Source organism: Brevundimonas sp. ALps5 (assembly GCF_058681645.1).
The window spans coordinates 2,048,685-2,074,547 of record NZ_CM178744.1; the positions used below are offsets into that span (position 1 = coordinate 2,048,685).

Sequence of the window (25,863 nt, forward strand, 5' to 3'; positions counted from 1 at the left end):
ATGAAGGGCTTGCGTCGCCTTCGCTCGCTCCGTGGCGACCGTCGCAGGCGCGACGGCTCGTCGGCGGTCGAGTTCGCCATGGTGGCCTTCCCCTTCTTCTTCATGCTGTTCGCCATCATGGAGGTCGGGCTGATCTTCGTGACGGACTCCATCCTGGAGAACGCCACCATCGAGACCGGGCGGCTGATCCGCACCGGCCAGGCGGCCAACTCCAGCCTGACGGCGGCCCAGTTCAAGACCTCGCTGTGCTCGCGCATGAGCATCTTCAGCGCCGACTGCCCGTCGCGGGCCACGGTCGATGTGCGCGAGATCACCCAGTTCCGCAATGTGAACCCGCCGGACCCCCTGGCCAACGGCAAGAGCTTCGACAGTTCCGGCCTGACCTATGTGACCGGCCAGCCGGGCAGCCTGATGCTGATCCGCGTCTGGTACACCCAGCCCCTGATCACGCCCTTCATGGCCCAGTCCCTGTCCAAGCTGGGGAACGGCTCGTCCATGCTGACGGCGACGACCACCTTCCGCAACGAGCCGTACAACCAATGACGGCTCCGCGGCGCATAAAGACGAAGGGTTCGGCGGGCTTTCTGAGCCGGCTGGCGGGCGACCGGCGCGGCGTCTCGGCGGTTGAGTTCGCCCTGATCGCTCCCCTGATGATCGCCTTCTACTTCGGCCTGGCCGAGTTCTGTCAGGGATACATGTCCCAGAAGCGACTGGCCCACAGCGCCTCGGCCGTCGCCGACCTGGTGGCCCAGACGGATGTGGTCACCAAGGACGAGCTGGATGATGTCCTGGCCATCGGCGGCACCATCATGAAGCCCTTCTCGACCTCGACCCTGACGGCGCGGGTGTCCAGTGTGACGCGCGATTCCAAGGGCGTGGCCAAGGTCGACTGGAGTCGGGCCAGCGGCATCACCGCCTACAATGCCGGAGCCACAGTGACGGTGCCGACCGACATGATCGCCAACGGCGAAAGCGCGGTGATGGCCGAGACCACCTATGACTACGCCTCGCCGGTCAAATATCTGATGCCGGCGGTGACCAAATTCTCGAGCGTCTTCTACGAACGCCCGCGCCGCGTGGACAAGGTCGGCTGCAGCGACTGCTGATCAGGCGCTCGTGCCCGTAAGGGCGCGTTTAAGTGCGCTGATCTTGGCCTCGGTTTCCTGAAGCTCGGCCTCCGGATCGCTGTCGGCGACGATGCCGGCGCCCGCCTGGGTGCGGAAGGTCCAGCGCCCCTCGATCTTCTCGAACGCGGCCGTGCGGATCAGGACCGAGGCGGTCAGGTCGTCGTTCTCGTCGATCAGGAACAGGGAGCCGCACCAGGGGCCGCGCGGCGGCTCCAGCGAGGCGATCACCTTCATGGCCTGATGCTTGGGCGCGCCGGTGATCGAGCCGGGCGGGAAGGTCGCCTCCAGCACCTGGGCCGGGCCGAGGTCAGGCGCCAGCGTCCCGCTGACCGTCGAGACCAGGTGGTGGACCGTCGGATGGCTTTCGATCTCGAACAGCTTCTCCACGACGACCGAGCCCGGCCGGCAGACGCGGGCGAGGTCGTTACGCATCAGATCCACGATCATCAGGTTTTCGGCCCGGTCCTTGGCGCTGGCGCGCAGTTCGGCGGCGCGGAGGGCATCGACGGCGGGGTCGGGGTGGCGCGGCCGGGTGCCCTTGATCGGTCGGGTCTCGATCCGGCGGGTATGGGCATCGAGCGCGAGGAAGAGCTCGGGCGAGTTGGACACCAGGGCCCGATCGCCGACGCGCCAGAAGGCGCCGTAGGGGGCGATTCGCGCTTGATCGTCGCGGGCCAGCGTCAGCCTCAGGAACACGTCGAAGGGATCGGCCTGCTCGTCGAGCGCCCCGCTCCAGCCGCGCGCGATATTGGCCTGGAACAGGTCGCCGGCGGCGATGCGGTCCACGACCTCGGCGACGGCGTCCCGATAGGTTTGCGGCGGGGCGTCGGGCGAGAAGACGGTCGCGGGCTGTTCGGGCCGGTCGGGCGACCGGGCGAGATCGAACCAGATCCGGGCGTCGTCGCAGGCCTCTCCCGCTTCGCGCCCGTCGCGGCCCCAGCCGACGAGAGTCAGGCTTTGCGTGTCGTGATCGAACACCGCGATGGCCGGATATCGGGCCATGATCAGGTCGGGCCAGACCTGGGGCCGAGATCCGGTCGCTTCACGGGCGCCGGCGTCATAGCTGGCCAGGCCGACCACGCCGCCGCCGCGCCAGCCGATGGTCTTCATCGGGGTGAACAGCTCGCCCCAGGGCGCCCGTTCGAGGACGCCGACATGGTCCGGGTCGGCGGCGATGAAGGAGCGGCTGCCCGGAACCATGGGGTCGGACAGCAGGCACAGGGCGCCGGGGCGGTGCGCGACGCCTGCGGCGACGTCGAGGGGCGAGACCCAGGGCAGGAAGCGCCGCGTCTGAACGGGCCGGTCGAAAATGGGCCGATCCCCGGTAGACCCGGAAGAGGTCATGCGATCAGCCGCTCCACGATCCGGTCGCGGCGGGCGGCGTCGACGCCGAGCGCCTGTTCCAGATAGCCGTCGAGCGAGCCGTGGCGGGCGTCGATGGCTGCGAAGGCGGCGTCCAGATAGGCGGCTTCGACCCCCATGAAGGCTACGACGGCGTCCGGGGCGGCGAGGCGGCCGGTGAATTTCTGCATCTGCAGGGCGATGTCCGGCGCGCGGGCTTCCAGATCCACGGCGACATTGGTCAGCAGATAATCCGCCACGAGGTCGTCGCGGCTGACGCCCAGCAGGTGGTGGGTCAGGGCGGCCAGCATGCCGGTGCGGTCCTTGCCGGCCGCACAGTGGATCAGGACCGGCCGGTCGCTCTCGGCCAGAACCTCGAAATACTGGGCGAAGATCTCGAGGTGCGAGGGGGCGAAGGGCATCTCGCCATAGAGGGCGGTCATGAAGCGACGGCCGGAATCCGGGGTCAGGTCGGCCGACTTCAGGAAGGTGATGTGCGGGGCCTCGCCCACGGCGTCGAGGTCGTTCTCGATCACCCGACCGTCGAAGCCGGCATAGCGGCGCGAGGGCTGTTTCGAGCGTTCGATCGGCCGGCGCAGGTCGACGATGGTGCCGAAGCCGTATTCACCCAGCACCGCCAGGTCGGCATCGCTGATGCGCGACTGATGCGCCGAGCGGATCAGCCGGCCCGACCGGATGCGACCGCCGCCCGCCACGGTGTAGTCGCCGTAGTCGCGGAGGTTGTCGAGGGTCTCGAGGCGGCGCAGACGATCGGTGCTCATGCCCGCTCTATAGGGCCGGTCAGCGGTCGCGCACCAGCCCGGCCATGGCGTCCAGATAGGAGAGGAAGGCGGCGCGGCCCGCCTCGGTCATCTTCGCCTGGGTCAGGGGCTTGCGGCCCTGGAAGCTTTTCTCGACCGCGACGAAGCCGGCTTCTTCCAGCTTGCGCAGATGGACGGAGAGGTTGCCGTCGGTGGTCTGGAGCCGGGCCTTCAGGGTGTTGAAGTCGGCGCTGTCCACTCCGGCCAGCACAGCCATGATTCCCAGCCGCACTCGCCCGTGGATGACGTCGTCGATCCGGCCGATGTCGAAATCCTCGGCCATCAGGCGCCCTTGAAGCGGGTCGGGCCGGCGGCCCGCATAAGCAGGAAGCCGGGCAGGGCCATCAGCAGGAAGAGGGCGAGGGCGTAGACCAGGAACTGGGCGTCCGATCCGGTCATGGCGGCCAGCACGACGGCCGAGACGAAGGAGGCGATGGCCAGGCCCATCAGACGCGCCGACCGGACCATGGCGGCCGAGACGCCCCAGCCCAGGCCGTAGAAGACAATGATCAGCGACGGCAGCAGGGCCAGCAGAACGCCTCCGGTCGGTCCCACCTTCCAGGCGACGACGCTCATGGAAGCGATGATCGCGAAGATGCCGGTTCCGACGCAGGCCCAGGCGGCCTGGGCGGCGCGGTTGGCTGCGGTCTTCACCCCGCTGGAGGGGCACAGGAAGATCTTGTCGAGCAGGGTCAGCAGCAGGAAGACCGCGGTGGCGGCCAGCCAGATCCAGTTGCTCTGGCGCACGCTGAACGGGGCGAGGCCGGTGACGGCGGCCCACTGGGTCAGGCTGGCGAGGCCGTAGATGACCCCGGCGGCCATCAGGATACGGCCGCCGCCGAGCGGGGCGTTCGCGCCCTCCTCGGCCAGGCTGCGGATCCAGGCGATGTCCGTGGAGCGGGTATCGAGATCGTCGGTCATGTTCTGATCTTCTCTAGAGCGATTCAGGCCTTATGGCCCAGCATCAGCCAAAGGCCGGGGATGAGGACGAAGGCGATGAGGCCGCAGGCATAGGCGAGGTAGGCCGGGGCGGTCCCCAGCAGGGCGATCACCACCCCGGCGGCGATGAAGGCGCCCAGCGACGGGGCGACCATCCAGCCGCGACCGCCGCGCGCCGCCGCCGTCATCCAGGCCAGGCCGTAGATCACCAGACCCACGGGCGAGGTCCAGTACATGAAGGTGAAGTCGTGACGCAGGAGGCTGACGCCCAGCAGGGCCAGGGCGATCAGGATCTGGGCGCCGATGGCCATGCGCGACCACAGAGCGACCCGGCGGACGTTGGCGCCGCCGCCGGCGCGCAGCCGGGCGAGACCTGTGAAGAAGATCGCCAGAGCGATGGGCCAGCTCAGCGACAGGGTCGCCGGATGCAGGTGCAGCAGGCCGCTGTAGACGCCGAACTGGAACAGGTTGGCGGCGGCGAAGACCGAGCCGGCCAGGGTCATGACACGCCCGGCGCAGACGGCCAGTGTGACTTCGGCGGCGGACGACGGGTCGGAATAGACGGTGGCGGTCACGGGATGTCCCCCTCGGTTGATGAGGGCTTGGTACGGCATTCACTTTGGGATGTAAAGTGCTTTTCACGATCCGGTTGGCGACAGCCTGCGGTGCAGGTTATTTTGCGCCATGCGCCCGACTTTTCACCGCATCGCCTATGAGGCCCTCGACGTCTGCAACGCGGTCGAGATGGCGACGCTGGAGGCGGCGGTGCAGGCCACCGGCCTGCCGCCGCACGCGCGGGTGCTGGACATCGGCAGCGGCAACGGCGCGGTGGCCATCGCCCTTGCCGAGATGTTCGGGTTCGAGGTGACGTCTGTCGAGCTGGACCCGGCCATGGCCGAGCTGGCCCGGTCGCGGATCGAGGCCTCGGAAGCCTCCTGCCAGATCATCCTGCACGAGGCGCGCTCGGACGTGGTGCTGGAGGCCGGCGGGCCGTTCGACCTGATCGTAGCGCTGGGGACGACCGAGCCGATCGGCGGCGGGGTGCGCGATCCGCGCGGCATGCTGAAGGGGCTGGCCCGTCGGCTGACGCCCGGCGGCTGGCTGTTGTGGGGCGATCTGGTCTGGACCAGCGAGCCGTCGCAGCCGCTGAGGCAGATCGTCGAGCTGAACAACACCTATGCCGACCATGCCGGCTGGCAGGCGGCGGCCGGGGGCGCGGGGCTGGAGGTGATCTCCGCCGAGGTGTCTTCACCAGAGCTCTGGAACCGCTACCGCATGACCATGATGGCGGCGGTCGAGGCCTGGCTGGACGGTCATGCCGAGCACCCGGCGGCCGCCTCGATCCGCAGCCGGGCGCATCAGCTGCAGCTGATGTTCGACTTCGGCGAGGGCGCGCTGGGTTTCGGCCTCTATCTGCTGCGCCAGCCGCCTGCGCAGTGACGCGCTCAAGCAGCGAGCCGCCGCGCGGCGAGCGTTAGCGCCCTTACCGGAATGGCGGCTCGTCGAAGGCGCGCAGCTTGCGCGAGTGCAGGCGCGAGCCTTCCTGACGCAGGATGTCGATGGCCTGGATGCCGATCTGGAGGTGTTCCGAGATGGAGCCCTCATAGAAGCGGTTGGCCTGACCCGGCAGTTTGATCTCGCCGTGCAACGGCTTGTCCGAGACGCACAACAGCGTGCCGTAGGGGACGCGGAAGCGGTACCCCTGCGCCGCTATGGTCGCGGATTCCATGTCGATGGCCACGGCGCGCGACTGGTTGAAGCGCAGGGCCGACTTGGAATAGCGCAGCTCCCAGTTCCGGTCGTCGGTGGTCACTACCGTGCCGGTGCGCAGGCGACGCTTGACCTCTTCGCCCGGAGCGCCCGAGACCATCTTGGCGGCGTCATAGAGGGCGCGCTGGACCTCGGCGATGGAGGGGATCGGGATGTCCGGCGGCAGGACGGCGTCCAGCACATGGTCCTCGCGCAGATAGGCGTGGGCCAGGACATAGTCGCCGATGGTCTGGGTCGGACGCAGGCCGCCGCAATGGCCGATCATCAGCCAGGCGTGCGGACGGGTCACCGCCAGGTGGTCGCAGATGGTCTTGGCGTTGGACGGCCCGACCCCGATGTTGACCAGGGTGATCCCCGTCGCGCCCGGCGCCGTCAGGTGGTAGGCGGGCATCTGGTGCTTCTTCCAGGCCGCGTCCATGACGGCGGCCTCGGGGTCGGCGGTCTCGCGGGTGATGACCATGCCGCCGGCGCAGGACAGGGTCTCGTAGGGGCTGTCCGGATCGCGCAGTTGCTGGCAGGCCCAGCGCACGAAGTCGTCGACATAGCGGTTGTAGTTGGTGAACAGGACGTAGGACTGGACGTCCTCGACCGGGGTGCCGGTGTAGTGGCGCAGCCGGGCCAGCGAGAAGTCGGTGCGCAGACCGTCGAATTGCGACAGGGGGAAGTCCTCGTCCGGATCGAACAGGCCATCGGAGATCTCGTCGCCGATGTGGGCCAGGTCGGTGGTCGGGAAGTAGCGGGCGATGGCCGCCGTCTGCGACGGGTTGAGCACTACGTCGGACCCGTCCAGCACATAGGGGAAGGGGATTTCCTGCTCCGAGGGCTCGACCTCGAAGGTCGCGCCATAGTCCTGTTCCAGCAGGGTCAGCTGTTCGTGCAGATAGGACCGGAACAGGTCCGGCCGGGTCACGGTGGTGGCGTAGACCCCCTGACGCGACATCCGGGCATAGGCGCGGATGGGCAGGTCGACCGGACGGTCGCCGAACCAGCTGATCTTCAGCGAGGGATAGGAGAAGAGGCCTCTGGCGCGGGCCTCGGCGTCGGCCCGTTCGCCGGTGGCGAGGAAGTGGCGCACCGCACTGCGGAGATTGGCCACGGACTGGGTGTAGAGGGTTTCGAGGCGGTCCAGCGCCGCCTCAGCCGTCATCTGGGCTGTCATCATGTCTGTCATGGCCTCCTCTAGCGAAAGATCATGACCTTGGCGAGACGGCGACGCTTGAAGGCGGTCATTCGTTACTCGCCGAGGGATTGGATGCGCTCGAGCAGAGCTTGCCGATGGCGGTATTTCGCCTTCAGCGCCTCGCCGTCGCCTTGCAGCGCGGAGCAGCGCAGCTCGGTGACCGCCGCCTCGATCTCGGCCCTGCGGTTGGCGTCATACGGCTCTTCGCCGCCCCAGTGACTGCATCCCATCCAGCGACCGGCGTAGTCGTAGATGTCGGTCGGCACGGTCGCCGCGATGCTGGCGAAGGCGTCCTGCACCTGAACATCGGTCAGGACCAGAGCGTCGTTCTCGATGTCGAAGGTCAGCCAGGCGTCGCCGCCTGCGGCGCAACAGTTCCCGTCGTCGTCGCGCCACAGCAGGGTTTGGGCGCTCAGGTTCACGACGTTGCCGAGGTTCTCATAGCTGAAGTCGACCCCTTTCTGGACATGGAGTCCGGCCGGCAGGCGGGCGTCCAGTCCGTCCCGCCAGCTTTCGTTGTCGATCTGTGTGAGGGGAACGGCGGCGGTCGGGGTCCAGCGGTACAGCCGGTCAGCGTTGTACTTGCCGGTTCCCGCCTTCCGGCCGGGTATGGCGACATAGGCGCGACCGTCCTCGTCGTGGATCAGGATCGGCGGGGAATAGACGAGGCCGTCGAAGCTCCAGGCGACGGGCTTCAGACCCTGCGCCGTCGGGGTCAGGAGGATGAAGCCCTGGGTCGTGCCGTTCGGCTCCTCGCCATACTGGATCTGCCAGTAGAGCTGACCGTCCCGGGCCATGAGGGACCCGGCCTGCTGCACGACGCAGTCGTGCAGGTCGAAGTCGACGCAGGCCATGGCCAGGCGGTCTTCACTGACGACCAGCCGGCGGGCCGCGGCGTCGCGCGTGGCGGAAAACGTCCATCGACCGTCCCAGACCCGGTCGGCCGACTCGTCGGTCTTGCGCTCTTCAAGCCATTCGGCGTGTTCGCGGTCGAGGCTCAGGGGCTGCGGGCTGACGGCGCGGGCGCGGGCCCAGACCTGCTCGATGTCCGTCTGGCCCAAATCCGTCTGACCATGGGCGATCGCCGGCCCCATGCAGGCGGCCACGCCGGCCGCGATCACCATCCCCCGAATGTTCATGAGGCTCTCCCTGACCGGGGAGAATGCACCCGGCCTCACACCTGTCCAGTCACGGCGGCGTCAGCCGTTGCGGGCTGCGATCAGCCCCCGGATCCGCTCCGCATCCGCGTCGTTGACGGGGTTGTAGACGACCATGGCCAGCTCGGGCCGGCCCTCGACGGCGAAGGTGGAGAACTCCAGTTCCAGCACGCCCAGCTCGGGGTGATGCAACCGTTTGAAGCCCTCGCCGTGGGCGACGATGTCGACCTCCTTCCACAGGGTCTCGAACTCCGGGCTCTGGCGCGACAGCTCCTCGACCAGCCGGTCGATCTCGGCGCCCGCACCGGCGCGGGCGGCGTCGGCGCGGAAGGCGGCGACGACGAAGCGGGCGACCTTCCACCAGTCCTCCTGCGCCGCCTTGACGCGCGAGTCCGAGAAGATCAGCCGCAGGACGTTGCGGCGCTCGGGCGGCAGTTTGGAATAGTCGGTCAGGACGGCGGCCGCCGCGGCGTTCCAGCCGACCACGTCCCAGGTGGCGTTCTTCACGATGGCCGGGCTGTGGGTCATGACGTCCAGCACCCGCTGCAGGCGTGGGCTGACCCCGTCGACGGCGCGGTAGCGAACCTCGGGCGGACGACCGAGGCCGAGGATGAACAGATGCTCCCGCTCCGGCTCGGTCAGCATCAGACCAGAGGCGATGCGGTCCAGAACATCGGCCGACGGCGCCCCGCCCCGGCCCTGTTCGAGCCAGGTGTACCAGGTCGGGCTGATGTTGGCGCGCTGGGCCACCTCCTCGCGGCGCAGGCCGGGCGTGCGGCGCCGACCGACGGGGAAGCCGAGGGCGGCGGGGTCCATTCGGGCGCGGCGGCCCCGCAGATAGTCTCCGAGACGGTTTGGGGCTTCGGCGGTCATGCGGCGATCCGGGTGGTCATTATACCGGGATAAGGTCACTATTTTAACAGGATCAAATCTGCGCCCAGAAGGCTCTCCAGGCAAGACGGCCAAAGAATTCGGAGCGTTTCTCATGCGTGTTTTCCTGACCGGCGCGACCGGCTTCATCGGTTCGCGGATCGTGCCCGGGCTGATCGGGGCGGGCCATTCGGTGCTGGGTTTGACCCGGTCCGAAGCGGGCGCGGCCGCCCTGACCGCTGCGGGCGCGCAAGTCCATCGTGGCGACATCGAGGATCTGGACAGTCTGCGCGCGGGCGCGGCGGCGGCCGACGCCGTGATCCACACCGCCTTCGACCATGACTTTTCCAACTTCGTCGCCAACTGCGAGAAGGACCGGCGCGTGATCGCGGCCATGGGCGAGGTGCTGAAGGGTTCCGACCGGCCCTTCCTGATCACCTCCGGCGTCGGCATTGGCGGCGGGACGCCGGGCAAGCCCGCGACCGAGGACGTGTTCGACCGCACCCATCCCAATCCGCGCATCGCCTCGGAAGAGGCCGGCGAGGCGCTCAAGGCCGAGGGGGTGGACGTCCGCGTCATTCGCCTGCCGCAGGTGCATGACCCGGTGAAGCAGGGGCTGATCTCCCCGTTGATCGAGATCGCGCGGGCCAAGGGCGTCTCGGCCTGGGTCGGCGAGGGTCTGAACCGCTGGCCGGCCGCGCATGTGTCGGATGTCGCCGAACTGTATCGGCTGGCGCTGGACAAGGGTCAGAAGAACGCCCGCTACAACGCTGTCGCCGAGGAGGGCGTCACCGCCCGCGAGATCGCCGAAACGCTGGGCGCGGGACTGGGCCTGCCGGCGGTCAGCGTCCCGCCCGAGGAGGCCGCGAGCCATTTCGGCTGGATGGGAATGTTCGCCGGCCTCGACATGGTCGCCTCCAGCGCCTGGACGCGCCAGGCCCTGGGCTGGACGCCGAAGGGTCCGGGTCTGATCGCCGACCTGAAAGCCATGGATTATTCGGCGGTCTGAGGATCAGCCCAGTTCTCGGTGGAAGAAGGCCGAGACGTCGTCCAGAACCGGCGCCTTCTTCCTGAACAGGGGCGAGAAGGTCGCGATCAGGTCGGCGTGGTTCAGGCCCGGATAGAGTTTGGCCTCGCAGCGCCCGCCGACGGCATGCATCCGCTCGTTGAGGATGATGGTGTCCTCGTCATGGACCACAGTGTCGGCCGTGCCGTGACCGAGCCACAGGGGCGGGGCGTCGGCCCTGACGAAGGTCACCGGCTGGGTCAGGGTCGGGTCCGGCGCGCGGCCAAACGCATTGATCGAGGCCGGGACGTCGAACGGCAGGAACTCATAGGGGCCGGCCAGACCGGCGGCGGCCTTGATCAGGTCCTGGCGGTCGACGGCGGCCATGTAGCGGCGGTCCAGGGTGATCATCATGGCCAGATGGGCGCCCGCCGAATGACCGGCGACGCCGAGCCGGGCGGGATCGCCGCCGTACCGGCCCGCGACCTCTGCGACCCTGGCCGTGGCCTGGGCGGCGTCCTCGATGAAGGCGGGGAAGACGACCTGGGGCACGACCCGGTAGTCAGGCAGGGCGACGAGGAAGCCGCGCGCCGCCAGGGCCTGGGCCGCCCAGCCATAGAGGGTGCGGGACCCTGAATCCCAGCCGCCGCCGTAGAAGAAGACGATGACCGGCAGGGTCGGCTGGCCGGGGGTCCAGTGCGGACCGTAGAGGTCGAACTTCTGGCGCGGGTCGTCGCCATAGGACAGGTCGCGCGCCACCCGCCCGACGCCCCGGTCGCGTGGACCAAGGGTGTTGAGCATGCCCAGAGGCGAACAGGCGGCGGCGAGAGAGCCGAGCGTGGCGGCGAGAATGCCTCTGCGGGTCATGAAGTCTCTTCGGGCAGGTCCATCGAACCGCAGATACGCACGGCGGCGCCGTTCGGCTCAAGCGTCCGGTGAATTATCCCGCATGCTGGATCAGGGCGCCGCAGTCGGCGTCCTTGGCCAGGCCCGGGTCGACGAAGGCGAACAGGGCCGCGACCGGGGCGACGACCGCCCCGAGGATGGCCGTCAGACCGCCCTGACCCACGACCGAAGCCGGGTCGACGGCGATATGGGGCGCCGTCAGCGGGCCGCGCACGAGGATGGGCGTCCACAGACGCAGCAGGCGGGGCTTCTTGGACTCGCCGTCGATCTTCAGGTTCAGCGTCTCCTGACCCAGATCGACCGTCCCGGAGCCCTTGGCCAGAACGACGTCGGTGTCGATGACGAAGGTCTGGGCGCGGGCGACGCCGTTCGAGACATTGAAGTCGGCGACGGCGCAGCGGATGTCGCTCTTGGACTGGTCGCCGCTGAGCAGTTTCAGCAGGCCCGCCGAGGCGTTGATGCCCAGCAGTTCGGCGAAGGCAGCGCGCATCTCGCCGTGCGGCACGATCAGGGTGGCGGACCCCTTCGAGGCGGCGGCGAAGCGGTGGATCGAATCGCCCGGCCCCTCCAGCTTCACCCGACCCAGGGCGCGCCCGACGATCGGCGGCGAGCCGTTGGTGATCGGCACGATGGATTCCAGCGGATAGCCGGCCAGGCGGAAGTCGATGGCGCTGTACGGCACGTCGCGGGTGGCGTTGATCTTCGCCGTGCCGTTCAGCTCGCCGCGGTTGAAGGTGAAGGAGACCGGATCGAGGTCGAGGATCCCGTTCTCGAGCTTCGCCCCCAGATTGACGGCGCGGATGTCGAGGTCGTTGGCCTTCACCGTCGCCGCCCGATAGGTCAGGGTCCCGTCCATCGAGCGCAGGCGATCGACCTGCAGGGTGGCGTCGGGCAGCAGCTTGCCGGGCGCGCCCGAGCTGACGGTGGTGGTGTTGGTTCCCGCCGCATTGGTCTGGGTCCTGGCGCCGAGGATGGCGGTCAGGTCGTTGATGTCGAGGTTACGCGAGGCCAGCCGGGCCTCGACGCGCAGTCGGTTGCGGGTCTCGACCTTGACGTCGCCGTTCAGGTCCGAGGCGCCGACGCGGCCCGAGAAATCCTTGAAGGTCCAGGTGCTGTCGTCCCGTTTGAGCGCGCCCGACAGGCGATACGGCGGGGTGTTGGGCAGGGTGATGCCGGTCAGCAGATACAGGTCGTTCAGGTCCTGACCCTGAAGGCTGAGGGTCGACTGGAACTGACCCAGGTCGAACGGCCGGGTGATCGAGCCGTCCGCCACCAGGCGCGAGCGCGCGCCCGAGAGGTTGGCGCTGAAGTGATAGGGCTTGTTGCGGCGGATGTTGATGAAGGGTCCGCCTTCGATCCGCAGCGTCAGGGGCGAGCGGTTCAGACTGCCCTTGCCGTCCAGTACGAAGCCGGCGTCCCCCTCATTCGCTGCCTCGCGCGCATTGATCGAGGCGTCCAGCGTCAGGCCGCGCTTCTGTTCGTCCACGACGATATGGCCGCCTGTGATGATCAGCTGCTGGATCACCGGCAGCTTCATGCCCTCGCCTGTGTCGGGTTTGGGTTTGCCGAAGGTCCAGCTGTTGCGGCCGTCCTTGGTGGCGATCAGCACGACCTCCGGGCGGGTGAAGGACAGCAAAGGCATCTCGATCTGGCCGGCCAGAAGCTTCCTCAGCCGCACCGAGGCCTCGATGCGGTCGACGTCGGCGGTGTCTTTCTCCCGCGCCCACTGCGGGCCGCCGACCTTGAGGTCACGCACCACGACCGACGGGGTCCAGCTGAACAGCTTCACGTCCAGATCGCCCTGCAGCGCGATCTCGCGCTCGTATTTGGCCGAGGCCCAGCGGCCGATCGGACCGCGCAGCATGTTCCAGTCAAACAACAGCAGGAAGATCACGACCGCCGCGACCAGCAAAAGGACGATACCGCCCGCGACCTGCTCGATCCGGCCCGGGCGGCGGAAGGCCCGGTAGACGGGATCGTTGGCCTTGACCCAGTCCCGCCACTGCATCGCCCGCGCCCCGGCGGGAGCCAGGGCGGCCTGATGAAAGGCGTTCCAGTTCAACGGGTTTTTCAAGTCGGCGGCCATGTCGGCTGTTCAGGGAGAACCGCAACAACGCCTCAGGGGCCGGATCGGCGCCATCGGACAGGTCTTTTGCCGGACGCTTCGCTGAAAACGATCCGATTGGGGATTATTTGTCGTACTTTGGTCTTGTCGTTGTCGCATTACCTTTACAAACGCGAAAACCCGCGCATTATGCTCCGGACCCTGACGTAATTCAGGCCATGGGAGGAGCCCGACATGAACCGTTTCGCCACCATCGCCGTCGCCGCCGCGACCCTTTTGAGCGCCGCCGCGCCTGCTTTCGCCGGGGATGCGAGCCATTCCGCCGGCCGCATCAATGTGTCCGTATGCGAACGTGACGCCCTGACCCAGGCGGCGTTCCGCCAGAACTACGGCGCCAACCCCGTCTATGTGACGGCGGACCAGGTCCTGTCCGCCCGCGCCTCGGGCGAGCGCTGGTCGGCGCCGCGCTGCATGACCGCCAGTGAGCATCAGCGCCTGAATCAGGCCATGGCGCCGCGCACCAGCCGCGCCGCCACGGCCCGCCCCGCGCTGTAAGAAGCGCCGGCCATCCGGCCAAAAAGAAAGGGCGCTGCCTCGCGGCAGCGCCCTTTTTCGTGTCCGTGATCGGCGGGTCTAGTTGGCCGGGGTCAGGTATTTGTCGAGCCAGCCGAAGACCTCATTGTGCCATTGCAGGCTGTTGGCCGGCTTGAGCACCCAGTGATTTTCGTTGGGGAAGACGATCAGGCGGCTGTCGATGCCGCGACGCTGAAGCGCGGTGAAGGTCGACAAACCCTGGGCGGTCGGGATGCGGAAGTCGCGGTCGCCCTGGACCACCAGCATCGGCGTCTTCCACTGGTCGACGTGGTTGGCCGGGTTGAACTTCTGATAGCCCTCGGGGTGATCCCACGGCGTGCCGCCGTATTCCCACTCGGTGAACCACAGCTCCTCGGTCGAATAGCCCATGGCGAAGGTGTCGAAGACGCCGTCATGGTTGACCAGGCACTTGAATTCGTTCGGCCAGTTGCCGGCGATCCAGTTGATCATATAGCCGCCGTAGGAGGCGCCCAGGGCGCAGGCGTTGGAGCCGTCGAGGAAGCTGTACTTCGCTTGAGCCGCCGCCCAGCCCTTCTGCAGGTCCTCGAACGGACGGTCGCCCCAGTGCTGGCTGATCGCGTCGGTGAAGGCTTGGCCGTAGCCGGTCGAGCCGTGGAAATCGATCATGACGACGGCATAGCCGGCGCCCGCGTAGGTCTCGGGGTTCCAGCGGTAGGACCAGCCGTTGCCGAACGAACCCTGCGGCCCGCCGTGGATCAGGAAGGCGACCGGATACTTCTGGCCTTCGACATAGCCGGCGGGCTTGATGACATAGCCGTGGACCTCTTCGCCGTTCCAGCCGGCGAAGGTGAACTGCTCGGCGGCGCCGAAGACCTTCTCGTCCAGCGACGGATTCACATGGGTCAGGCGGCGCGGCATCTCGCGGCCGCGGAAGGTCTTGGCGTACAGGTCGCCCGGCTCGGTCAGGCTGTCCTGCTGGAAGATGAAGCCCGAGGGGGTCTGGACGAAGGCGGCCACGTGGCCCGCGCCGGTGATCGGCACGACCTGGCCCGAACGGACATTGATTGAGAACAGACGCGTCTGACCGACGTCGCCGGCGGTGGTGTAGAGGGTCGAGCCGTCGGCCGACCATTGCAGGCCATCGGCCGAGCGATCCCAGTCGGCGGCCAGCTGGCGGGTCTGGCCAGTGGCGACGTCACGCAGGAAGATCGAATATTTGTCGGCCTCGAAGCCCGGGCGGGCCATGGCGCGATAGGCCAGGGTCTTGCCGTCCGGTGAGAAGACCGCGCCGGTGTCCCAGGCCTTGTTGCCCTCGGTCAGGTTGGTGAAATTGCCGTCGCCGGTGGTCAGGCCACGGGTCTGGTAGAGGTCGAAATTGGTGCTCCACGGCTCCGAATGGCCAGCGTGGCGGGCCGAGAAGACGATGGCCGAGCTGTCCGGGGTGAAGGTGAACTCGCTCTCGTCGCCGAACGGCTTGGAGGGGTTGTCGCCGTCGAAGCCTTTCGTGACCCAAACGGCGTCACCGCCGGCGGTGGGGACGACGAACAGGTGGTTCTGGGTGCCGTCGGCCCAGGTGTCCCAGTGGCGTACGAACATCCGGTCATAGACCTGACCCGTCGACTTCTTCCCGGCATTGGCCTTGAAGCGGTCGACCGAGCACTGCAGGTCGGCGCAGTCGCCGAAGACGGCCAGGGACACGACGATCTTCGAACCGTCGGGGCTGAGTTTGTAGGCGTTGACGTCCAGCGGCAGGCTGGTGAGCTGTTTCGCGCCCGTGCCATCGGCGGCGGCGCTCCACACCTGGCTGGTCCCGGACTTGGACGACAGGAAATACAGGCGGCCGTCGGCGCCCCAGCGGGCCGAGTTGGCGCCGTCGTCGGAGATGGACAGACGGCGGGCTTCGCCGTCGGTCTGCAGGTCCTTGATCCACAGGCTGCCCGAACGCTTGTTGGCGGCGACGTCGGTGGCGGTCAGGGCATAGACCAGCCAGCGGCCGTCGGCCGAGACCTGCGGATCGCCGATCCGGTTCAGCCCGATCATGTCGTTGTAGGTGAAGGCGTCGCTCGGCGCCGTCGCCGTGGCCGCCGCCGGAGCCGTCGCGGGCGGCGCTTCGGCCATCGCCATCGAGGCGCCCGTCAGGGCGAGGGCGGCGCAGGCGCCGGAAAGCAGGGAGCGGTAACGCATCGGGGGTGTCCTTCAGAACAGATGCGGCAGGCGTAGCACCGTCGCCCGGTTGGCGAAAGTTGCTGTTACGGTGGAACGGGCCGCGTCGCCGCGCTTGCTCCAGCGCCCCGATCCGGCGACAACCGGCGCGCATGGATTCCTCCGTTCCCGTTCCCGCTGATCCGCATATCTGCGATGTCCTGATCGCCGAGCGCGCGCCGCGTCTGACCCGGTCCTGGGCCTGGCCCCTGGTTCGGCCGGCTCTCTACAAGCTGCTCAACTACAAGGCCGCGCGGCGCATGGCCGAGGGGGTCAAGGGGCTCTCGGGGCAGGGGGCGTTCGACTATATGTCCGACCTGCTGGACCTGAAGGTCTCGACCCTGAACCTGGAACGGATCCCGGCGACGGGGCGCTGCGTGATCGTCTGCAATCATCCGACCGGGATCGCCGACGGGGTCGCGGTCTATGATGCGATCAAGCAGCGGCGGTCGGACGCCATCTTCTTCGCCAATGCCGACGCCCTGCGCGTCTCGCCCCGGCTGGGCGAGATCGTCATCCCGGTCGAATGGGTGGTCGAGAAGCGCACGCGCGAGAAGACCCGCGCCACCCTGGACGCCGCGAAGCAGGCTTTCGAAGGCGAACGCTGCGTGGTCATGTTCCCGGCCGGCCGGCTGGCCCGCGTGGCGAAGGACGGTTCAGTGACCGATCCCGAATGGGCCCCGACGGCGGCCTCGATGGCGCGCAAATACGGGGCCCCGGTGATCCCGATCCATGTGGCGGGCCCGACCTCGACCCTGTTCCATCTGTTCGACAAGGTCTCGCAGGAGCTGCGCGACATCACCCTGTTCCATGAGCTGCTCAACAAGCGGAAAAAGGCCTTCCAGCTGAAGGTCGGCCTGCCGATCCCGCCGACCCGCCTCGACATCGACGCGGCGAAAGCGACCTATGGGCTGAAGGCCTTCACCGAGCGGGTCCTGCCCAGCCAGCCCGACGCGGAGTTCGCGTGAGCGCTTCCCACACGATCGAACTCGCCGACGCCGGGGCCACGGCGGCGCTGGGCGCCCGCATCGCCCCCCTGCTTCAGCCGGGCGACGCCGTCCTGCTGTACGGCCCGCTGGGCATGGGCAAGTCGACCCTGGCGCGCGGCCTGATCCGGGCCCTGACCGGACCGCATGAGGATGTGCCGTCCCCGACCTTCACCCTGGTCCAGTTCTATGAGACCACGCCGCCGGTGGCCCATTTCGACCTCTATCGCCTGAGCCGCGCCGACGAGGCTTTCGAGATCGGGCTGGACGAGGCGCTGGACGACGGGGTCGCCATCGTCGAATGGCCCGAACGGCTGGGCGAGGACGTCAGCTGGCTGATCGGCGAGAACCGTCTGTGCATTACGCTCTCCGAAGAGGGCGACGATCCCGAAACCGCCGGTCGTCTTGCGACCGTTCTTGCCGCAGGATCGTGGGAAACGAGAATCGACCATGTCTTCGCCTGATCGTGAAACCCAGCGTCTCGACTTCCTTTTGGCGGCCGGTCTCGGCGAGGCCGACCGCGCCCCCTTGCCCGGCGACGCCTCGACGCGGCGTTACGAACGGCTGACCACGGCGGACGGAACCTCCCTGATGCTGATGGATCAGGTCGCGGCGGCCGAGAGCCCGCCATGCGATCCGTCGTGGACGCCGGCAGAACGCAAGGCGAAGGGCTGGAACGCCGTCGCCCGGCTGTCCGCCGGACGGGTCGAGGCCTTCGCCGCCGTCGCTGACCACCTGCGCGGTCTGGGCCTGTCGGCGCCCGCCATGCCGGCGCTCGATGCGCCCGAGGGTCTGGCGGTACTGGAGGATTTCGGAGACGCCCTCTTCGCCCGGGTGATCGAGGCCGGAGAGGACGAGACGCCGCTGTATCTGGCCGCCATCGAGGCTCTGGTCCGGCTGCACGAGGCGGGAAATCCGCCGGAGGTCCTGACCGGCGCGGGCGGAGACTGGCCCCTGCTGACCTATGACGCCACGGCCCTGCAGGGCGGGGCGGATCTGTTCGTCGAATGGCTGCCGAAGCTCGCTCCGGCCCTGTCGTTCGACGAGGCGGCCATCGCGGAATGGCATGAGGCCTGGGCCCCGATCACGGGGGCGGGGGAGGCGGGCGCCGTTGTCATGGCCCACCGCGACTATCACGCCGAGAACCTGATCTGGCTGCCCGAGCGCGACGGCGCCGCCCGCGTCGGGATGATCGACTTCCAGGACGCGGTGCGGGCGCATCCGTCGTGGGACCTGCATTCCCTGCTTCAGGACGCACGCCGCGACGTCTCGCCGGCGCTGGAGGCCCTGGCGCTGGACCGCTATTTCGCCCTCAGGCCCGAGCTGGACCGGGCGGAGTTCATGAAGGCCTATGCGGGTCTGGCAGCCCTGAACGAGGCGCGGATTCTGGGCATTTTCGCCAGGCTGATCGTGCGGGATCACAAGCCGAAATACGCCGCCTTCATGCCGCGCATGTGGGCCCATCTGAACGCCAATCTGAAGCAGCCGGGGCTGGAGACGGTCGCCGCCTGGTTCGACAGATACGTCCCGGCGGAGAGCCGCAAATGAGCGCCGTGCCGAAGACCGCCATGGTGCTGGCCGCCGGCCTCGGCACCCGGATGCGGCCCCTGACCGACGATCGGCCCAAGGCCCTGGTCGAGGTCGGCGGCATGGCCCTGATCGACCATACCCTGGCGCGGCTGGCCGAGGCGGGGGTGGAGCGGGCCGTGGTCAACGCCCACGCCTTCGCCGACCGGCTCATCGCCCATCTGGGCGGCTATGACGGCCCGCTGGAGATCGTCATCTCCGATGAGCGTCAGCACGCCCTGCCGCTGGAGACTGGCGGCGGCATCAAGGCGGCGGCGGCCCACCTGGGCGAGGCGCCCATTCTGGTGGCCAATATCGACAGCGTCTGGATCGAAGACCGGGAACCGCCCGCGGCGGCGATCCGCGACCTCTGCGCCGGCTTCGATCCGGAGCGGATGAGCTGCCGCCTGCTGCTGGCCCATATGGGGCGCACGACCGGCTTCGACGGCGCCGGGGACTTCATGCAGGCCGAAGACGGGAAGCTGACGGCGCGGCGCACGGCGAAGGCGGCCAGCGCCCCGCTCAACTATATGGGCGTCCACATCGTCGATCCGCGCCCGATCTTCGCGTATCCCGAGACGGAGTTCGGCCTGTTCCCGGCGGGCGGTGGCCTGTGGGGCGGCTGGGAGGCGGAAGGACGGCTGTACGGCCTCGTCATGGAGGGCGACTGGATGCACGTCGGCGATCCCGAGGCCCGCGACGTCGCCGAGGCGCGCCTCGCCAGAGATCGATGACGGCCCGGTTCGATCCCTTCGCCGGCGCCGGTCCGCGCTGGCTGACCATCCCGGCCCATCGGCCCTTCCTTGAGGATCTGGCGGCGGGGGTGCTGGACTGGCTGGGTGACGCCCCGCCCGAGACGCTCAGCGACGCCGTCATCCTGTTGCCCAACCGGCGCGCGGCCCGGGCCTTCGGCGCGGCCCTGTCACGGCTGAGTGGCGACAAGCCCATCCTGCTGCCGCAGGTGCGTCCGCTCGGCGATCTGGAGGAGGATGAGCCGCCGTTCGCACCCGGCGAGATCGGCCTCGACCTGCCGCCCGCCATCGCCCCCCTGACGCGCCGGTTCGAGATGGCGCGGATGATCGCCGAGGACCTGAAGGACGAGTTCGAGGACGCCCTGACGCCGCTGCGCGCGCTGGAGCTGGCCGACGCCTTCGCCGGCTTCCTCGATTCCTGCCAGATCGAGGAAATCCATGACCTGTCGGCGATCGGCGGGCTCGTTCAGGCCGACCTCGCCGAGCACTGGCAGGTGTCGGCCAAATTCCTCGGCCTCGCCGTTCAGGCCTGGCCCGACCGGCTGGCGGGGCTCGGGCTGATGGACCCGGCCGAGCGGCGCGCGAAGCTGCTGCGGCTGCTGGCTCAGCGCTGGGACGAGGCTCCGCCGACCGGTCCGGTCATCGCCGCCGGTTCGACCGGCTCGGCCCCGGCCGCCGCCGCCGTGCTGAAGGCGGTGGCCAAGGCGCCGCAAGGCTGTGTGGTGATCCCGGGTCTGGACAGGGACCTCGACCCCGCCGTCTGGGCCACGCTCGGCGATGAGGAACAGCATCCGCAGAACGCCCTGTGGCGGCTGCTCGATTTCGCCGAGGTTGAGCGCGAGGCCGTGCGGCCGTGGTTTCAGCCGCCGACGCCTGCGCCCGTTCAGGCGCGCGGTCTGGCCCGGGCGCGGCTGATCAACGAGGCCCTGCGTCCGGCCCGCGCGACCAGCGACTGGCGCGACGAAATCCGCCGTATCCGCGAGGCCGCGGCGCCGGTTCAGGGCGCCGATCCCATCGCGCTCGGGCTCGAGAACCTCGGCGTCATGACCTTGCGCGCCGAGGAGGATGCGGCGGCGACCCTCGCCCTGATGATGCGGGAGACGCTGGAGGTTCCGGGCAAGACCTGCGCCCTCGTCACCCCCGATCTCGATCTCGGGCGACGCGTGGCGGCGCGGCTGGAGCGCTGGGGGATCGTGCCCGACTCCTCGTCCGGGGCGCCGCTCAGCCGGATGTCGGCGGGGGTGCTGATCGACCTCGCCGCGCGCTGGATCGCCGATCCGCTCAAGCCCCAGACGATCCTCGCCCTGCTCAAGCATCCGCTGGTCCGGATCGAGATGGAGGAGGCGGGCGCCGCCGTCCGGTCTTTCGAGAAGTGCGCCCTGCGCGGTCCGCGCGGCCGCCGCTGGACCGATCTGCATCGCAATCTGCAACGTGCCGCCGAACCGCGAGAAGGGCAGGCGCCGCCGTCGGAACATCGACTGAAACGACTGGGGCAGGCCCGCGCGCTCTGCGACCGGCTGGAGGCCCTGTCGGCGGAGGCGGTCGCCGTCTTCACCCCCGCCGCTTCGCTGGAGGCCGCCGCCGTCGCCCTGACCCGGCTGGTCGAGGCTCTGGCCGGCCAGAACGCATGGGCCGGTCCGGACGGCGAAGAGGCCGCCATGGTTCTGTCGGGTCTGATCGAGGGCGGGGCGGCGCTGGGCGCGGTCAAGCCCGCTGAACTGGCTGAACTGATCCAGAGCCTGCTGGCCGACGCCACGGTCCGGACCGGCGGCGCGACCCATCCGTCTCTGCGCATTCTCGGGGCCATCGAAGCTCGTCTGGTGCGGGCCGACCGGATGATCCTGGCGGGGCTGGAGGAGGGGGTCTGGCCCGGACCGGCGCCGACCGATCCCTTCCTGTCGCGGCCGATGCGCAAGGCGCTGGGCCTGCCGCCGCCCGAGCGGCGTCTGGGTCAGACGGCGCAGGACTTCGTCCAGGCCGCCTGCGCCGACGAGGCCATCCTCGTCCATGTCGACCGGCGCGGCGGCCAGCCGGCGGTCAAGTCGCGCTGGCTGTGGCGACTTGAGATGCTGACGCGCGGCGCCCACAGCGAGGCGACCCCCGTGGTGCTGGAACGCCCCGTGGCCGCCGCCGGAATCGCCCGGGCGCTGGACGCCCCGCCGCCCGGTCCGGCCCGCTATGCTCGCCGTCCGGCCCCGACGCCGCCCGTCGATCGTCGTCCGCGCGAGATGCCGGTGACCGGCGTCGAACGCTGGGTCCGCGACCCCTATGCCGTCTATGCCCAGCGCATTCTCGGCCTGAGGAAGCTCGACCGGCCCGGCGCCGACGCCGAGGCCATGGCGCGTGGCAACGCCATCCATGCCGCCATCGAGCGCATCGTCGTGACCTGGCCCGAGGCTTTGCCCGCCGACTGCGCCGTCCAGATCGAGGGCTTTATCCGCGACGCGATGACCGAGGCCGGGTTCGAGGACCACGCCATGGCCCGCGAGGCGCCGCTGGCTCGCAACTGCGCCCTGTGGCTGGCCGACTGGGAGCGCGAGCGGCGGGCGCGCGGCGCGACCCTGCTGATCGAACAGTCGGGACGGGTCCGCTTCCCCGCGCCCGGCGGCGACTTCGTCCTGACCGCCCGCGCCGACCGGATCGAGCTGGATGCCGCTGGCGCCGCCGTCATCGACTTCAAGACCGGCGGCACGCCCAGCGTGAAGCAGGTGGCGCAGGGCTATTCGCCCCAGCTGACCCTGACCGCCGCCATCCTGGCCGGGGGCGGCTTCGCCGAAGCCCCGCCGACCGAGGCGACCGAACTGCTCTATGTCCGGGTCACGGGCCGCAAGGTTCCGGGCGTGGTCATCGAGGCCTCGAAGACCTCGAAGAACCAGCCGCTGGAGGCCGCCGCCCTCGCCGATGAGGCGTTCGAGAAGCTCAAGGAATGGGTCGCCCATTTCGATGAGGAGACGACGCCCTACGCCTCCTGGCTGGCGCCCCAGTTCATGGGCGCCTTCGGCGGCAACTACGACCATCTGGCCCGGGTCTGGGAATGGCACGTCGTCGGCGGCGAGGAAGGGGAGGCGTCGGAATGACCGATCTCCTCGCCGAAGCCCGCGCCCATCAGGTCACGGCGGCCGATCCCGACCTGTCGGTCTTCGTCACCGCCAACGCCGGGTCGGGAAAGACCACCACCCTGGTCGACCGGGTGGCGCGGCTGCTGCTGCGTCAGGTCGAGCCGGGCGAGATCCTGTGCGTCACCTACACCAAGGCCGCCGCCGCCGAGATGCAGGCCCGGCTGTTCGAGAAGCTGGGCGCCTGGGCCGTCGCCGATGACCGCAAACTCAGCGAGGAGCTGGCGAAGCTGGACGGTCGCGATCCGGCGGTCCTGACCGGCGCCAATCTGTCCGATGCGCGGCGCCTGTTCGCCCGCGCGCTGGAGACGCCGGGCGGGCTGAAGATCCAGACCATCCACGCCTTCTGCGAAAAGCTGCTCAAGCGCTTCCCGCTCGAGGCCGGGGTCTCGCCGGGCTTCCGCGTGCTGGAGAACGAGGCGGCGATCGCCCTGTCGCACGAGGCGCGCGAGGATCTGGCGCGCGAGGCGCTCAAGGATTCCGAAGGCCGTCTGGGGCAGGCCTATGCCCATTTCGCGGTCGAGCTGGACTGGGGCTCCTTCCACGACCTGCTCGGCAAGATCGAGGCGGAGCGCGGCGCACTGACCGACTATGTGGCGCGCTGGCTCAGGGGCGAGGCGCCCGGGCCGCACGCCCTGACCGGCGCCGATCCGGACCGGACGCCGGACGATATAGAGGGCGACTTCCTCGACTGGATCGACGGCTCGGAGTGGGAGCGGGTCGCTGACGGCATGGCCACGGGCTCGGCCAACGACCAGAAGGTGGCGGCTTCGATGGACGCCGTCTCCTCGGCCAACTGGTCGGTCGCGGCCATGGCGCCGGTCTTCCTGACCACGGCGGGCGAGCCGCGAAAGAGCATGGGCACGAAGTCGGCGCCGCCCTGGGCCGTCGAGTTCCTCGTCGATCTGCAGCTCAAATATCTGTCGGTGCGCGACGCGCTGCGGGCCGCCCGGGTGGCGGACGACACGATCAAGGCCCTGACCCTGGCCCAGGCCCATGCGGCCCTCTACGACATCGCCAAGCGGCGGCGCGGGGCGCTCGACTTCTCCGATCTGGTCGTGAAGACGGTCGAGCTCCTGACGAAGAAGGCCAACGCCGCCTGGGTGCTGTTCAAGCTGGACGGCGGCATCGAGCACGTCCTGATCGACGAGGCCCAGGACACGGCGCCCGACCAGTGGGACATCTTCAAGGCCCTGACCGAGGAGTTCTTCGTCGGCGCCGGAGCCGAGCGGCGCGGGCCTGTGCCGAAGGATGCGCCCGTCCGCAGCGTCTTCGTCGTCGGCGACCAGAAGCAGTCGATCTATTCCTTCCAGGGCGCCCGGCCCGAGCGGCTTCTGATCGAGGCCCAGGCCTATGCGTCCCAGATCGAGGGGGCGGGCGGGGCCTTCCGGCAGGTCCCGCTGGAGACCTCCTTCCGCTCGACCGAGGACGTCCTCGCCTTCGTCGACGCCGCCTTTGTCGGCCCCGAACGCACCCGGGCGCTGGCGGGCGAGACCGGCGACATCACCGTCCACAGCGCCGCCCGCGTGGGTCAGCGCGGCAGCCTCGATCTCTGGCCCCTGTTCGAGGACCCGGCGGCCGAGGATCGGCCCGCCTGGAATGCCCCGGTCGACAAGGAGGGCAACTTCAGCGGCAGGAAACGCCTCGCCCAGGCCCTGGCGCGGGAGGTCAAGCGGCAGGTCGAAACCGGCGTCGCCGTCCATGACCGCGGCGCGACCCTGAGGCCGGCGAGATACGGCGACTTCCTCGTCCTCGTCCGCCGCCGCGACGCGACCTTCGAGGAGATCATCCGGGCGCTCAAGACCGAGGGCGTGCCCGTGGCGGGCGCCGACCGGCTGAAGCTGTCCAGCCACATCGTCTTCGACGACCTGATCGCGCTCGGCCGGTTCGCCCTCTATCCGGAAGACGATCTGTCGCTGGCCGAGATTCTGCGCAGCCCCCTGTGTGACGTGACCGACTTCGGCGACGCCCATAGCCTCTATCCGCTGGCCGAGGCCATGGGGCGGGAAGGGCGCGGCCTGTGGAACGAGCTGAAGCGCCGGGCGCCTGAGCATCCGCAATGGACCCGCGCGCGCGACCTGCTGCAGGCGGCGCTCGACGACCGCGACCGCGATCCCTTCGCCTTCTTCTCCGGCGTTTTGAACCGCGTGGATGCGACGGGCCAGTCGGGCCGCGCCCGCATTCTGGCCCGGCTGGGGCGCGAGGCCGAGGAGGCCATCGACGAAACCCTGGCCCAGGTCCTGAACGCCGAACAGCGCGGCGGGACGGACCTCGAGACCTGCCTGTCCCTGCTCGAGGCGGCGGACGTCGAGGTCAAACGCGAGATGGAGGGGGCGAGGAACGAGGTCCGCGTCATGACCGTCCACGGCGCCAAGGGGCTGGAGGCGCCGGTGGTGATCCTGCCGGACACGACGTCGCGCTCCAAGCCGCAGGGACCGACCCTGATGCCGGCCCTGTTCGATCAGAACCGGCCTGAACTCGGCGAAGGCTGGCTGATGTGCCCCGGCCGGGCCGGCGACGACTGCGAGGCCTCGGCCAGGGCGCGGCAGGCGCGGATCGACCGCACCGACGCCGAGGCCCTGCGCCTGCTCTATGTCGCCCTGACCCGGGCGCGCGACCGGCTGATCGTCATGGGCCGCGCCCTGAAGCGGCCGGAGGTCGGCTATGAGGACAAGAGCTGGTGGAGCGTGATCGCCGAGACGGTCCAGCGGCTGGGCGAGACGCAGCCCGGATCGGTTCGCGATGTCGCCGGTCTCGGGGGCGAGACGGTCCTGCGTTATGGCGTCGATCCGGAGACGGTTCCGTTGACCGCGGCCGAACAGACCGCAGCCGCCATCGTGCCCGACTGGGCCCGAACCGCGCCACCGCCCGAGCCCGGCGCGCGGCTGGCCGCGCCGTCGAAGATGGATGAGGCCCTGCGCATCCCCGCGCCCTCGCCCCTGGCCGAGACAGGCGGTCTGGGCCGGTTCCGGCGCGGCGACCTGATCCACCGGCTGCTGGAGCGGCTGCCCGAGATCGCGCCCGCAGACCGGCCCGATGCGGCGGTGCGGATGCTGGCGCGCGAACGGGGTGTGGAGGAGGCCCAGAAGGCCGAGATGATCGCCGCCGCCTTCGGCGTGCTGGACGACGCCCGCTTCGCCCCTGTCTTCGGGCCCGGCTCCCGCGCCGAGGTCGCCCTGACCGGCTCGGCTCCGGGCCTGAACGGGGTCTCCATCTCCGGGCGGATCGACCGGCTGGTGATCACGCCCGAGCGGGTGCTGGTCGTCGACTACAAGTCCAACCGCCCGGCGCCGGACGCCATCGAGGGCGCGGACCCGGCCTATGTGCTGCAGCTGGCGGTCTATGCGGCGGTGCTGAAGCGGCTCTATCCGGACCGCGCGGTCGAGGCGGCCCTGGTCTGGACCGACGGGCCGAAGCTGATGCCGGTTCCGGAGGCCATGATGGAGGCCGCGCTCGCTACGGCGAACCCCCGTTGAATCCTGCGGGAATCACCCCACATCTGCC

22 protein-coding genes are annotated in these 25,863 nt (G+C 69.4%); 11 read left to right on the forward strand and 11 right to left on the reverse strand.

Going from position 1 to position 25,863, the window contains the following annotated elements:
• The gene (locus ACW172_RS09945; RefSeq protein ID WP_492034886.1) at positions 1-543 is read left to right on the forward strand and encodes a TadE/TadG family type IV pilus assembly protein; all 543 of its coding nucleotides are present in this window, start codon (positions 1-3) and stop codon (positions 541-543) included.
• Positions 540-1,106, forward strand: coding sequence for a TadE/TadG family type IV pilus assembly protein (locus tag ACW172_RS09950; RefSeq protein WP_492034887.1), 567 nt, complete (start codon positions 540-542; stop codon positions 1,104-1,106). The genes ACW172_RS09945 and ACW172_RS09950 overlap by 4 nt, the downstream gene beginning before the upstream one ends.
• Here the strand turns inward: ACW172_RS09950 and ACW172_RS09955 are convergent, their stop codons facing one another.
• The 5 genes from ACW172_RS09955 to ACW172_RS09975 are packed head-to-tail and all read right to left on the reverse strand — an operon-like array spanning position 1,107 to position 4,803.
• Positions 1,107-2,471 (reverse strand): anthranilate synthase component I family protein, encoded by a 1,365-nt coding sequence (locus ACW172_RS09955; protein ID WP_492034888.1) that lies wholly within the window; start codon positions 2,469-2,471, stop codon positions 1,107-1,109. It abuts the gene before it with no gap.
• A complete protein-coding gene (locus ACW172_RS09960) occupies positions 2,468-3,250 on the reverse strand; it encodes a tyrosine-protein phosphatase (protein ID WP_492034889.1) in 783 nt (260 codons plus the stop codon). The genes ACW172_RS09955 and ACW172_RS09960 overlap by 4 nt, the downstream gene beginning before the upstream one ends.
• Before the next feature lie 19 nt (positions 3,251-3,269).
• Complete coding sequence (locus ACW172_RS09965; protein WP_492034890.1) at positions 3,270-3,572, reverse strand: winged helix-turn-helix domain-containing protein; 303 nt, start codon at positions 3,570-3,572, stop codon at positions 3,270-3,272.
• Positions 3,572-4,210: a hypothetical protein gene (locus tag ACW172_RS09970; RefSeq protein WP_492034891.1), complete on the reverse strand. Its 639-nt coding sequence runs from the start codon at positions 4,208-4,210 to the stop codon at positions 3,572-3,574. The genes ACW172_RS09965 and ACW172_RS09970 overlap by 1 nt, the downstream gene beginning before the upstream one ends.
• 23 nt (positions 4,211-4,233) lie before the next feature.
• Positions 4,234-4,803 carry a hypothetical protein gene (locus ACW172_RS09975; protein WP_492034892.1) on the reverse strand — a complete coding sequence of 190 codons (570 nt, stop codon included), beginning with the start codon at positions 4,801-4,803 and terminating at the stop codon, positions 4,234-4,236.
• A gap of 109 nt (positions 4,804-4,912) precedes the next feature.
• Between ACW172_RS09975 and ACW172_RS09980 the strand changes: the two genes are divergently transcribed.
• The gene (locus tag ACW172_RS09980; protein ID WP_492034893.1) at positions 4,913-5,668 is read left to right on the forward strand and encodes an SAM-dependent methyltransferase; all 756 of its coding nucleotides are present in this window, start codon (positions 4,913-4,915) and stop codon (positions 5,666-5,668) included.
• Between the two features lie 43 nt (positions 5,669-5,711).
• Here the strand turns inward: ACW172_RS09980 and ACW172_RS09985 are convergent, their stop codons facing one another.
• From ACW172_RS09985 to ACW172_RS09995, 3 genes are all read right to left on the reverse strand, one after another.
• Complete coding sequence (locus ACW172_RS09985) at positions 5,712-7,157, reverse strand: AMP nucleosidase (protein ID WP_492034969.1); 1,446 nt, start codon at positions 7,155-7,157, stop codon at positions 5,712-5,714.
• Positions 7,158-7,231: 74 nt separating this feature from the next.
• Positions 7,232-8,317, reverse strand: a complete 1,086-nt coding sequence (locus tag ACW172_RS09990; RefSeq protein WP_492034894.1) for a hypothetical protein — start codon at positions 8,315-8,317, stop codon at positions 7,232-7,234.
• Positions 8,318-8,377: 60 nt separating this feature from the next.
• Positions 8,378-9,208, reverse strand: a complete 831-nt coding sequence (locus ACW172_RS09995) for a helix-turn-helix transcriptional regulator (RefSeq protein ID WP_492034895.1) — start codon at positions 9,206-9,208, stop codon at positions 8,378-8,380.
• 112 nt (positions 9,209-9,320) lie between these two features.
• On the opposite strand from ACW172_RS09995, the gene ACW172_RS10000 reads away from it, so the two are divergent.
• Positions 9,321-10,214, forward strand: coding sequence for an SDR family oxidoreductase (locus ACW172_RS10000; RefSeq protein ID WP_492034896.1), 894 nt, complete (start codon positions 9,321-9,323; stop codon positions 10,212-10,214).
• Between the two features lie 3 nt (positions 10,215-10,217).
• Here ACW172_RS10000 and ACW172_RS10005 read toward each other — a convergent pair whose 3' ends face one another.
• Both ACW172_RS10005 and ACW172_RS10010 read right to left on the reverse strand, forming a co-directional pair.
• Positions 10,218-11,078 (reverse strand): alpha/beta hydrolase, encoded by an 861-nt coding sequence (locus ACW172_RS10005; RefSeq protein WP_492034897.1) that lies wholly within the window; start codon positions 11,076-11,078, stop codon positions 10,218-10,220.
• A gap of 73 nt (positions 11,079-11,151) precedes the next feature.
• Entirely contained in the window at positions 11,152-13,203 is a 2,052-nt protein-coding gene (locus ACW172_RS10010; RefSeq protein ID WP_492034898.1) for an AsmA family protein, read from the reverse strand.
• A gap of 213 nt (positions 13,204-13,416) precedes the next feature.
• On the opposite strand from ACW172_RS10010, the gene ACW172_RS10015 reads away from it, so the two are divergent.
• Positions 13,417-13,737: a hypothetical protein gene (locus tag ACW172_RS10015; protein ID WP_492034899.1), complete on the forward strand. Its 321-nt coding sequence runs from the start codon at positions 13,417-13,419 to the stop codon at positions 13,735-13,737.
• Positions 13,738-13,815: 78 nt separating this feature from the next.
• Here the strand turns inward: ACW172_RS10015 and ACW172_RS10020 are convergent, their stop codons facing one another.
• Positions 13,816-15,921 (reverse strand): S9 family peptidase, encoded by a 2,106-nt coding sequence (locus ACW172_RS10020; protein WP_492034900.1) that lies wholly within the window; start codon positions 15,919-15,921, stop codon positions 13,816-13,818.
• A gap of 131 nt (positions 15,922-16,052) precedes the next feature.
• Between ACW172_RS10020 and ACW172_RS10025 the strand changes: the two genes are divergently transcribed.
• The 6 genes from ACW172_RS10025 to addA are packed head-to-tail and all read left to right on the forward strand — an operon-like array spanning position 16,053 to position 25,835.
• Positions 16,053-16,907: a 1-acyl-sn-glycerol-3-phosphate acyltransferase gene (locus tag ACW172_RS10025; protein WP_492034901.1), complete on the forward strand. Its 855-nt coding sequence runs from the start codon at positions 16,053-16,055 to the stop codon at positions 16,905-16,907.
• Positions 16,904-17,389 (forward strand): tRNA (adenosine(37)-N6)-threonylcarbamoyltransferase complex ATPase subunit type 1 TsaE, encoded by a 486-nt coding sequence (gene tsaE / locus ACW172_RS10030; RefSeq protein WP_492034902.1) that lies wholly within the window; start codon positions 16,904-16,906, stop codon positions 17,387-17,389. The genes ACW172_RS10025 and tsaE overlap by 4 nt, the downstream gene beginning before the upstream one ends.
• On the forward strand, positions 17,376-18,473 hold the full coding sequence (amgK, locus tag ACW172_RS10035) for an N-acetylmuramate/N-acetylglucosamine kinase AmgK (protein WP_492034903.1): 1,098 nt from the start codon (positions 17,376-17,378) through the stop codon (positions 18,471-18,473). The genes tsaE and amgK overlap by 14 nt, the downstream gene beginning before the upstream one ends.
• The gene (locus tag ACW172_RS10040) at positions 18,470-19,225 is read left to right on the forward strand and encodes a nucleotidyltransferase family protein (RefSeq protein ID WP_492034904.1); all 756 of its coding nucleotides are present in this window, start codon (positions 18,470-18,472) and stop codon (positions 19,223-19,225) included. Before amgK ends, ACW172_RS10040 begins: the two co-directional genes overlap by 4 nt.
• A complete protein-coding gene (gene addB, locus ACW172_RS10045; RefSeq protein ID WP_492034905.1) occupies positions 19,222-22,320 on the forward strand; it encodes a double-strand break repair protein AddB in 3,099 nt (1,032 codons plus the stop codon). Before ACW172_RS10040 ends, addB begins: the two co-directional genes overlap by 4 nt.
• On the forward strand, positions 22,317-25,835 hold the full coding sequence (addA, locus tag ACW172_RS10050; RefSeq protein WP_492034906.1) for a double-strand break repair helicase AddA: 3,519 nt from the start codon (positions 22,317-22,319) through the stop codon (positions 25,833-25,835). Before addB ends, addA begins: the two co-directional genes overlap by 4 nt.
• Positions 25,836-25,863 lie beyond the last annotated feature (28 nt).

Bases quoted from the DNA above. Each gene is read 5' to 3' on its own strand.
- ACW172_RS10015 (WP_492034899.1), top strand. From the start codon at position 13,417: ATGAACCGTTTCGCCACCATCGCCGTCGCCGCCGCGACCCTTTTGAGC.
- addA (WP_492034906.1), top strand. From the start codon at position 22,317: ATGACCGATCTCCTCGCCGAAGCCCGCGCCCATCAGGTCACGGCGGCC.
- ACW172_RS09990 (WP_492034894.1), bottom strand. From the start codon at position 8,317: ATGAACATTCGGGGGATGGTGATCGCGGCCGGCGTGGCCGCCTGCATG.
- ACW172_RS09950 (WP_492034887.1), top strand. From the start codon at position 540: ATGACGGCTCCGCGGCGCATAAAGACGAAGGGTTCGGCGGGCTTTCTG.
- ACW172_RS10025 (WP_492034901.1), top strand. From the start codon at position 16,053: ATGGATTCCTCCGTTCCCGTTCCCGCTGATCCGCATATCTGCGATGTC.
- ACW172_RS09985 (WP_492034969.1), bottom strand. From the start codon at position 7,157: ATGACAGCCCAGATGACGGCTGAGGCGGCGCTGGACCGCCTCGAAACC.
- ACW172_RS10040 (WP_492034904.1), top strand. From the start codon at position 18,470: ATGAGCGCCGTGCCGAAGACCGCCATGGTGCTGGCCGCCGGCCTCGGC.
- ACW172_RS10020 (WP_492034900.1), bottom strand. From the start codon at position 15,921: ATGCGTTACCGCTCCCTGCTTTCCGGCGCCTGCGCCGCCCTCGCCCTG.
- ACW172_RS09960 (WP_492034889.1), bottom strand. From the start codon at position 3,250: ATGAGCACCGATCGTCTGCGCCGCCTCGAGACCCTCGACAACCTCCGC.
- addB (WP_492034905.1), top strand. From the start codon at position 19,222: ATGACGGCCCGGTTCGATCCCTTCGCCGGCGCCGGTCCGCGCTGGCTG.
- ACW172_RS09970 (WP_492034891.1), bottom strand. From the start codon at position 4,210: ATGACCGACGATCTCGATACCCGCTCCACGGACATCGCCTGGATCCGC.
- ACW172_RS09955 (WP_492034888.1), bottom strand. From the start codon at position 2,471: ATGACCTCTTCCGGGTCTACCGGGGATCGGCCCATTTTCGACCGGCCC.
- ACW172_RS10010 (WP_492034898.1), bottom strand. From the start codon at position 13,203: ATGGCCGCCGACTTGAAAAACCCGTTGAACTGGAACGCCTTTCATCAG.
- ACW172_RS09980 (WP_492034893.1), top strand. From the start codon at position 4,913: ATGCGCCCGACTTTTCACCGCATCGCCTATGAGGCCCTCGACGTCTGC.
- amgK (WP_492034903.1), top strand. From the start codon at position 17,376: ATGTCTTCGCCTGATCGTGAAACCCAGCGTCTCGACTTCCTTTTGGCG.
- ACW172_RS10000 (WP_492034896.1), top strand. From the start codon at position 9,321: ATGCGTGTTTTCCTGACCGGCGCGACCGGCTTCATCGGTTCGCGGATC.
- ACW172_RS09965 (WP_492034890.1), bottom strand. From the start codon at position 3,572: ATGGCCGAGGATTTCGACATCGGCCGGATCGACGACGTCATCCACGGG.
- ACW172_RS10005 (WP_492034897.1), bottom strand. From the start codon at position 11,078: ATGACCCGCAGAGGCATTCTCGCCGCCACGCTCGGCTCTCTCGCCGCC.
- ACW172_RS09945 (WP_492034886.1), top strand. From the start codon at position 1: ATGAAGGGCTTGCGTCGCCTTCGCTCGCTCCGTGGCGACCGTCGCAGG.
- ACW172_RS09995 (WP_492034895.1), bottom strand. From the start codon at position 9,208: ATGACCGCCGAAGCCCCAAACCGTCTCGGAGACTATCTGCGGGGCCGC.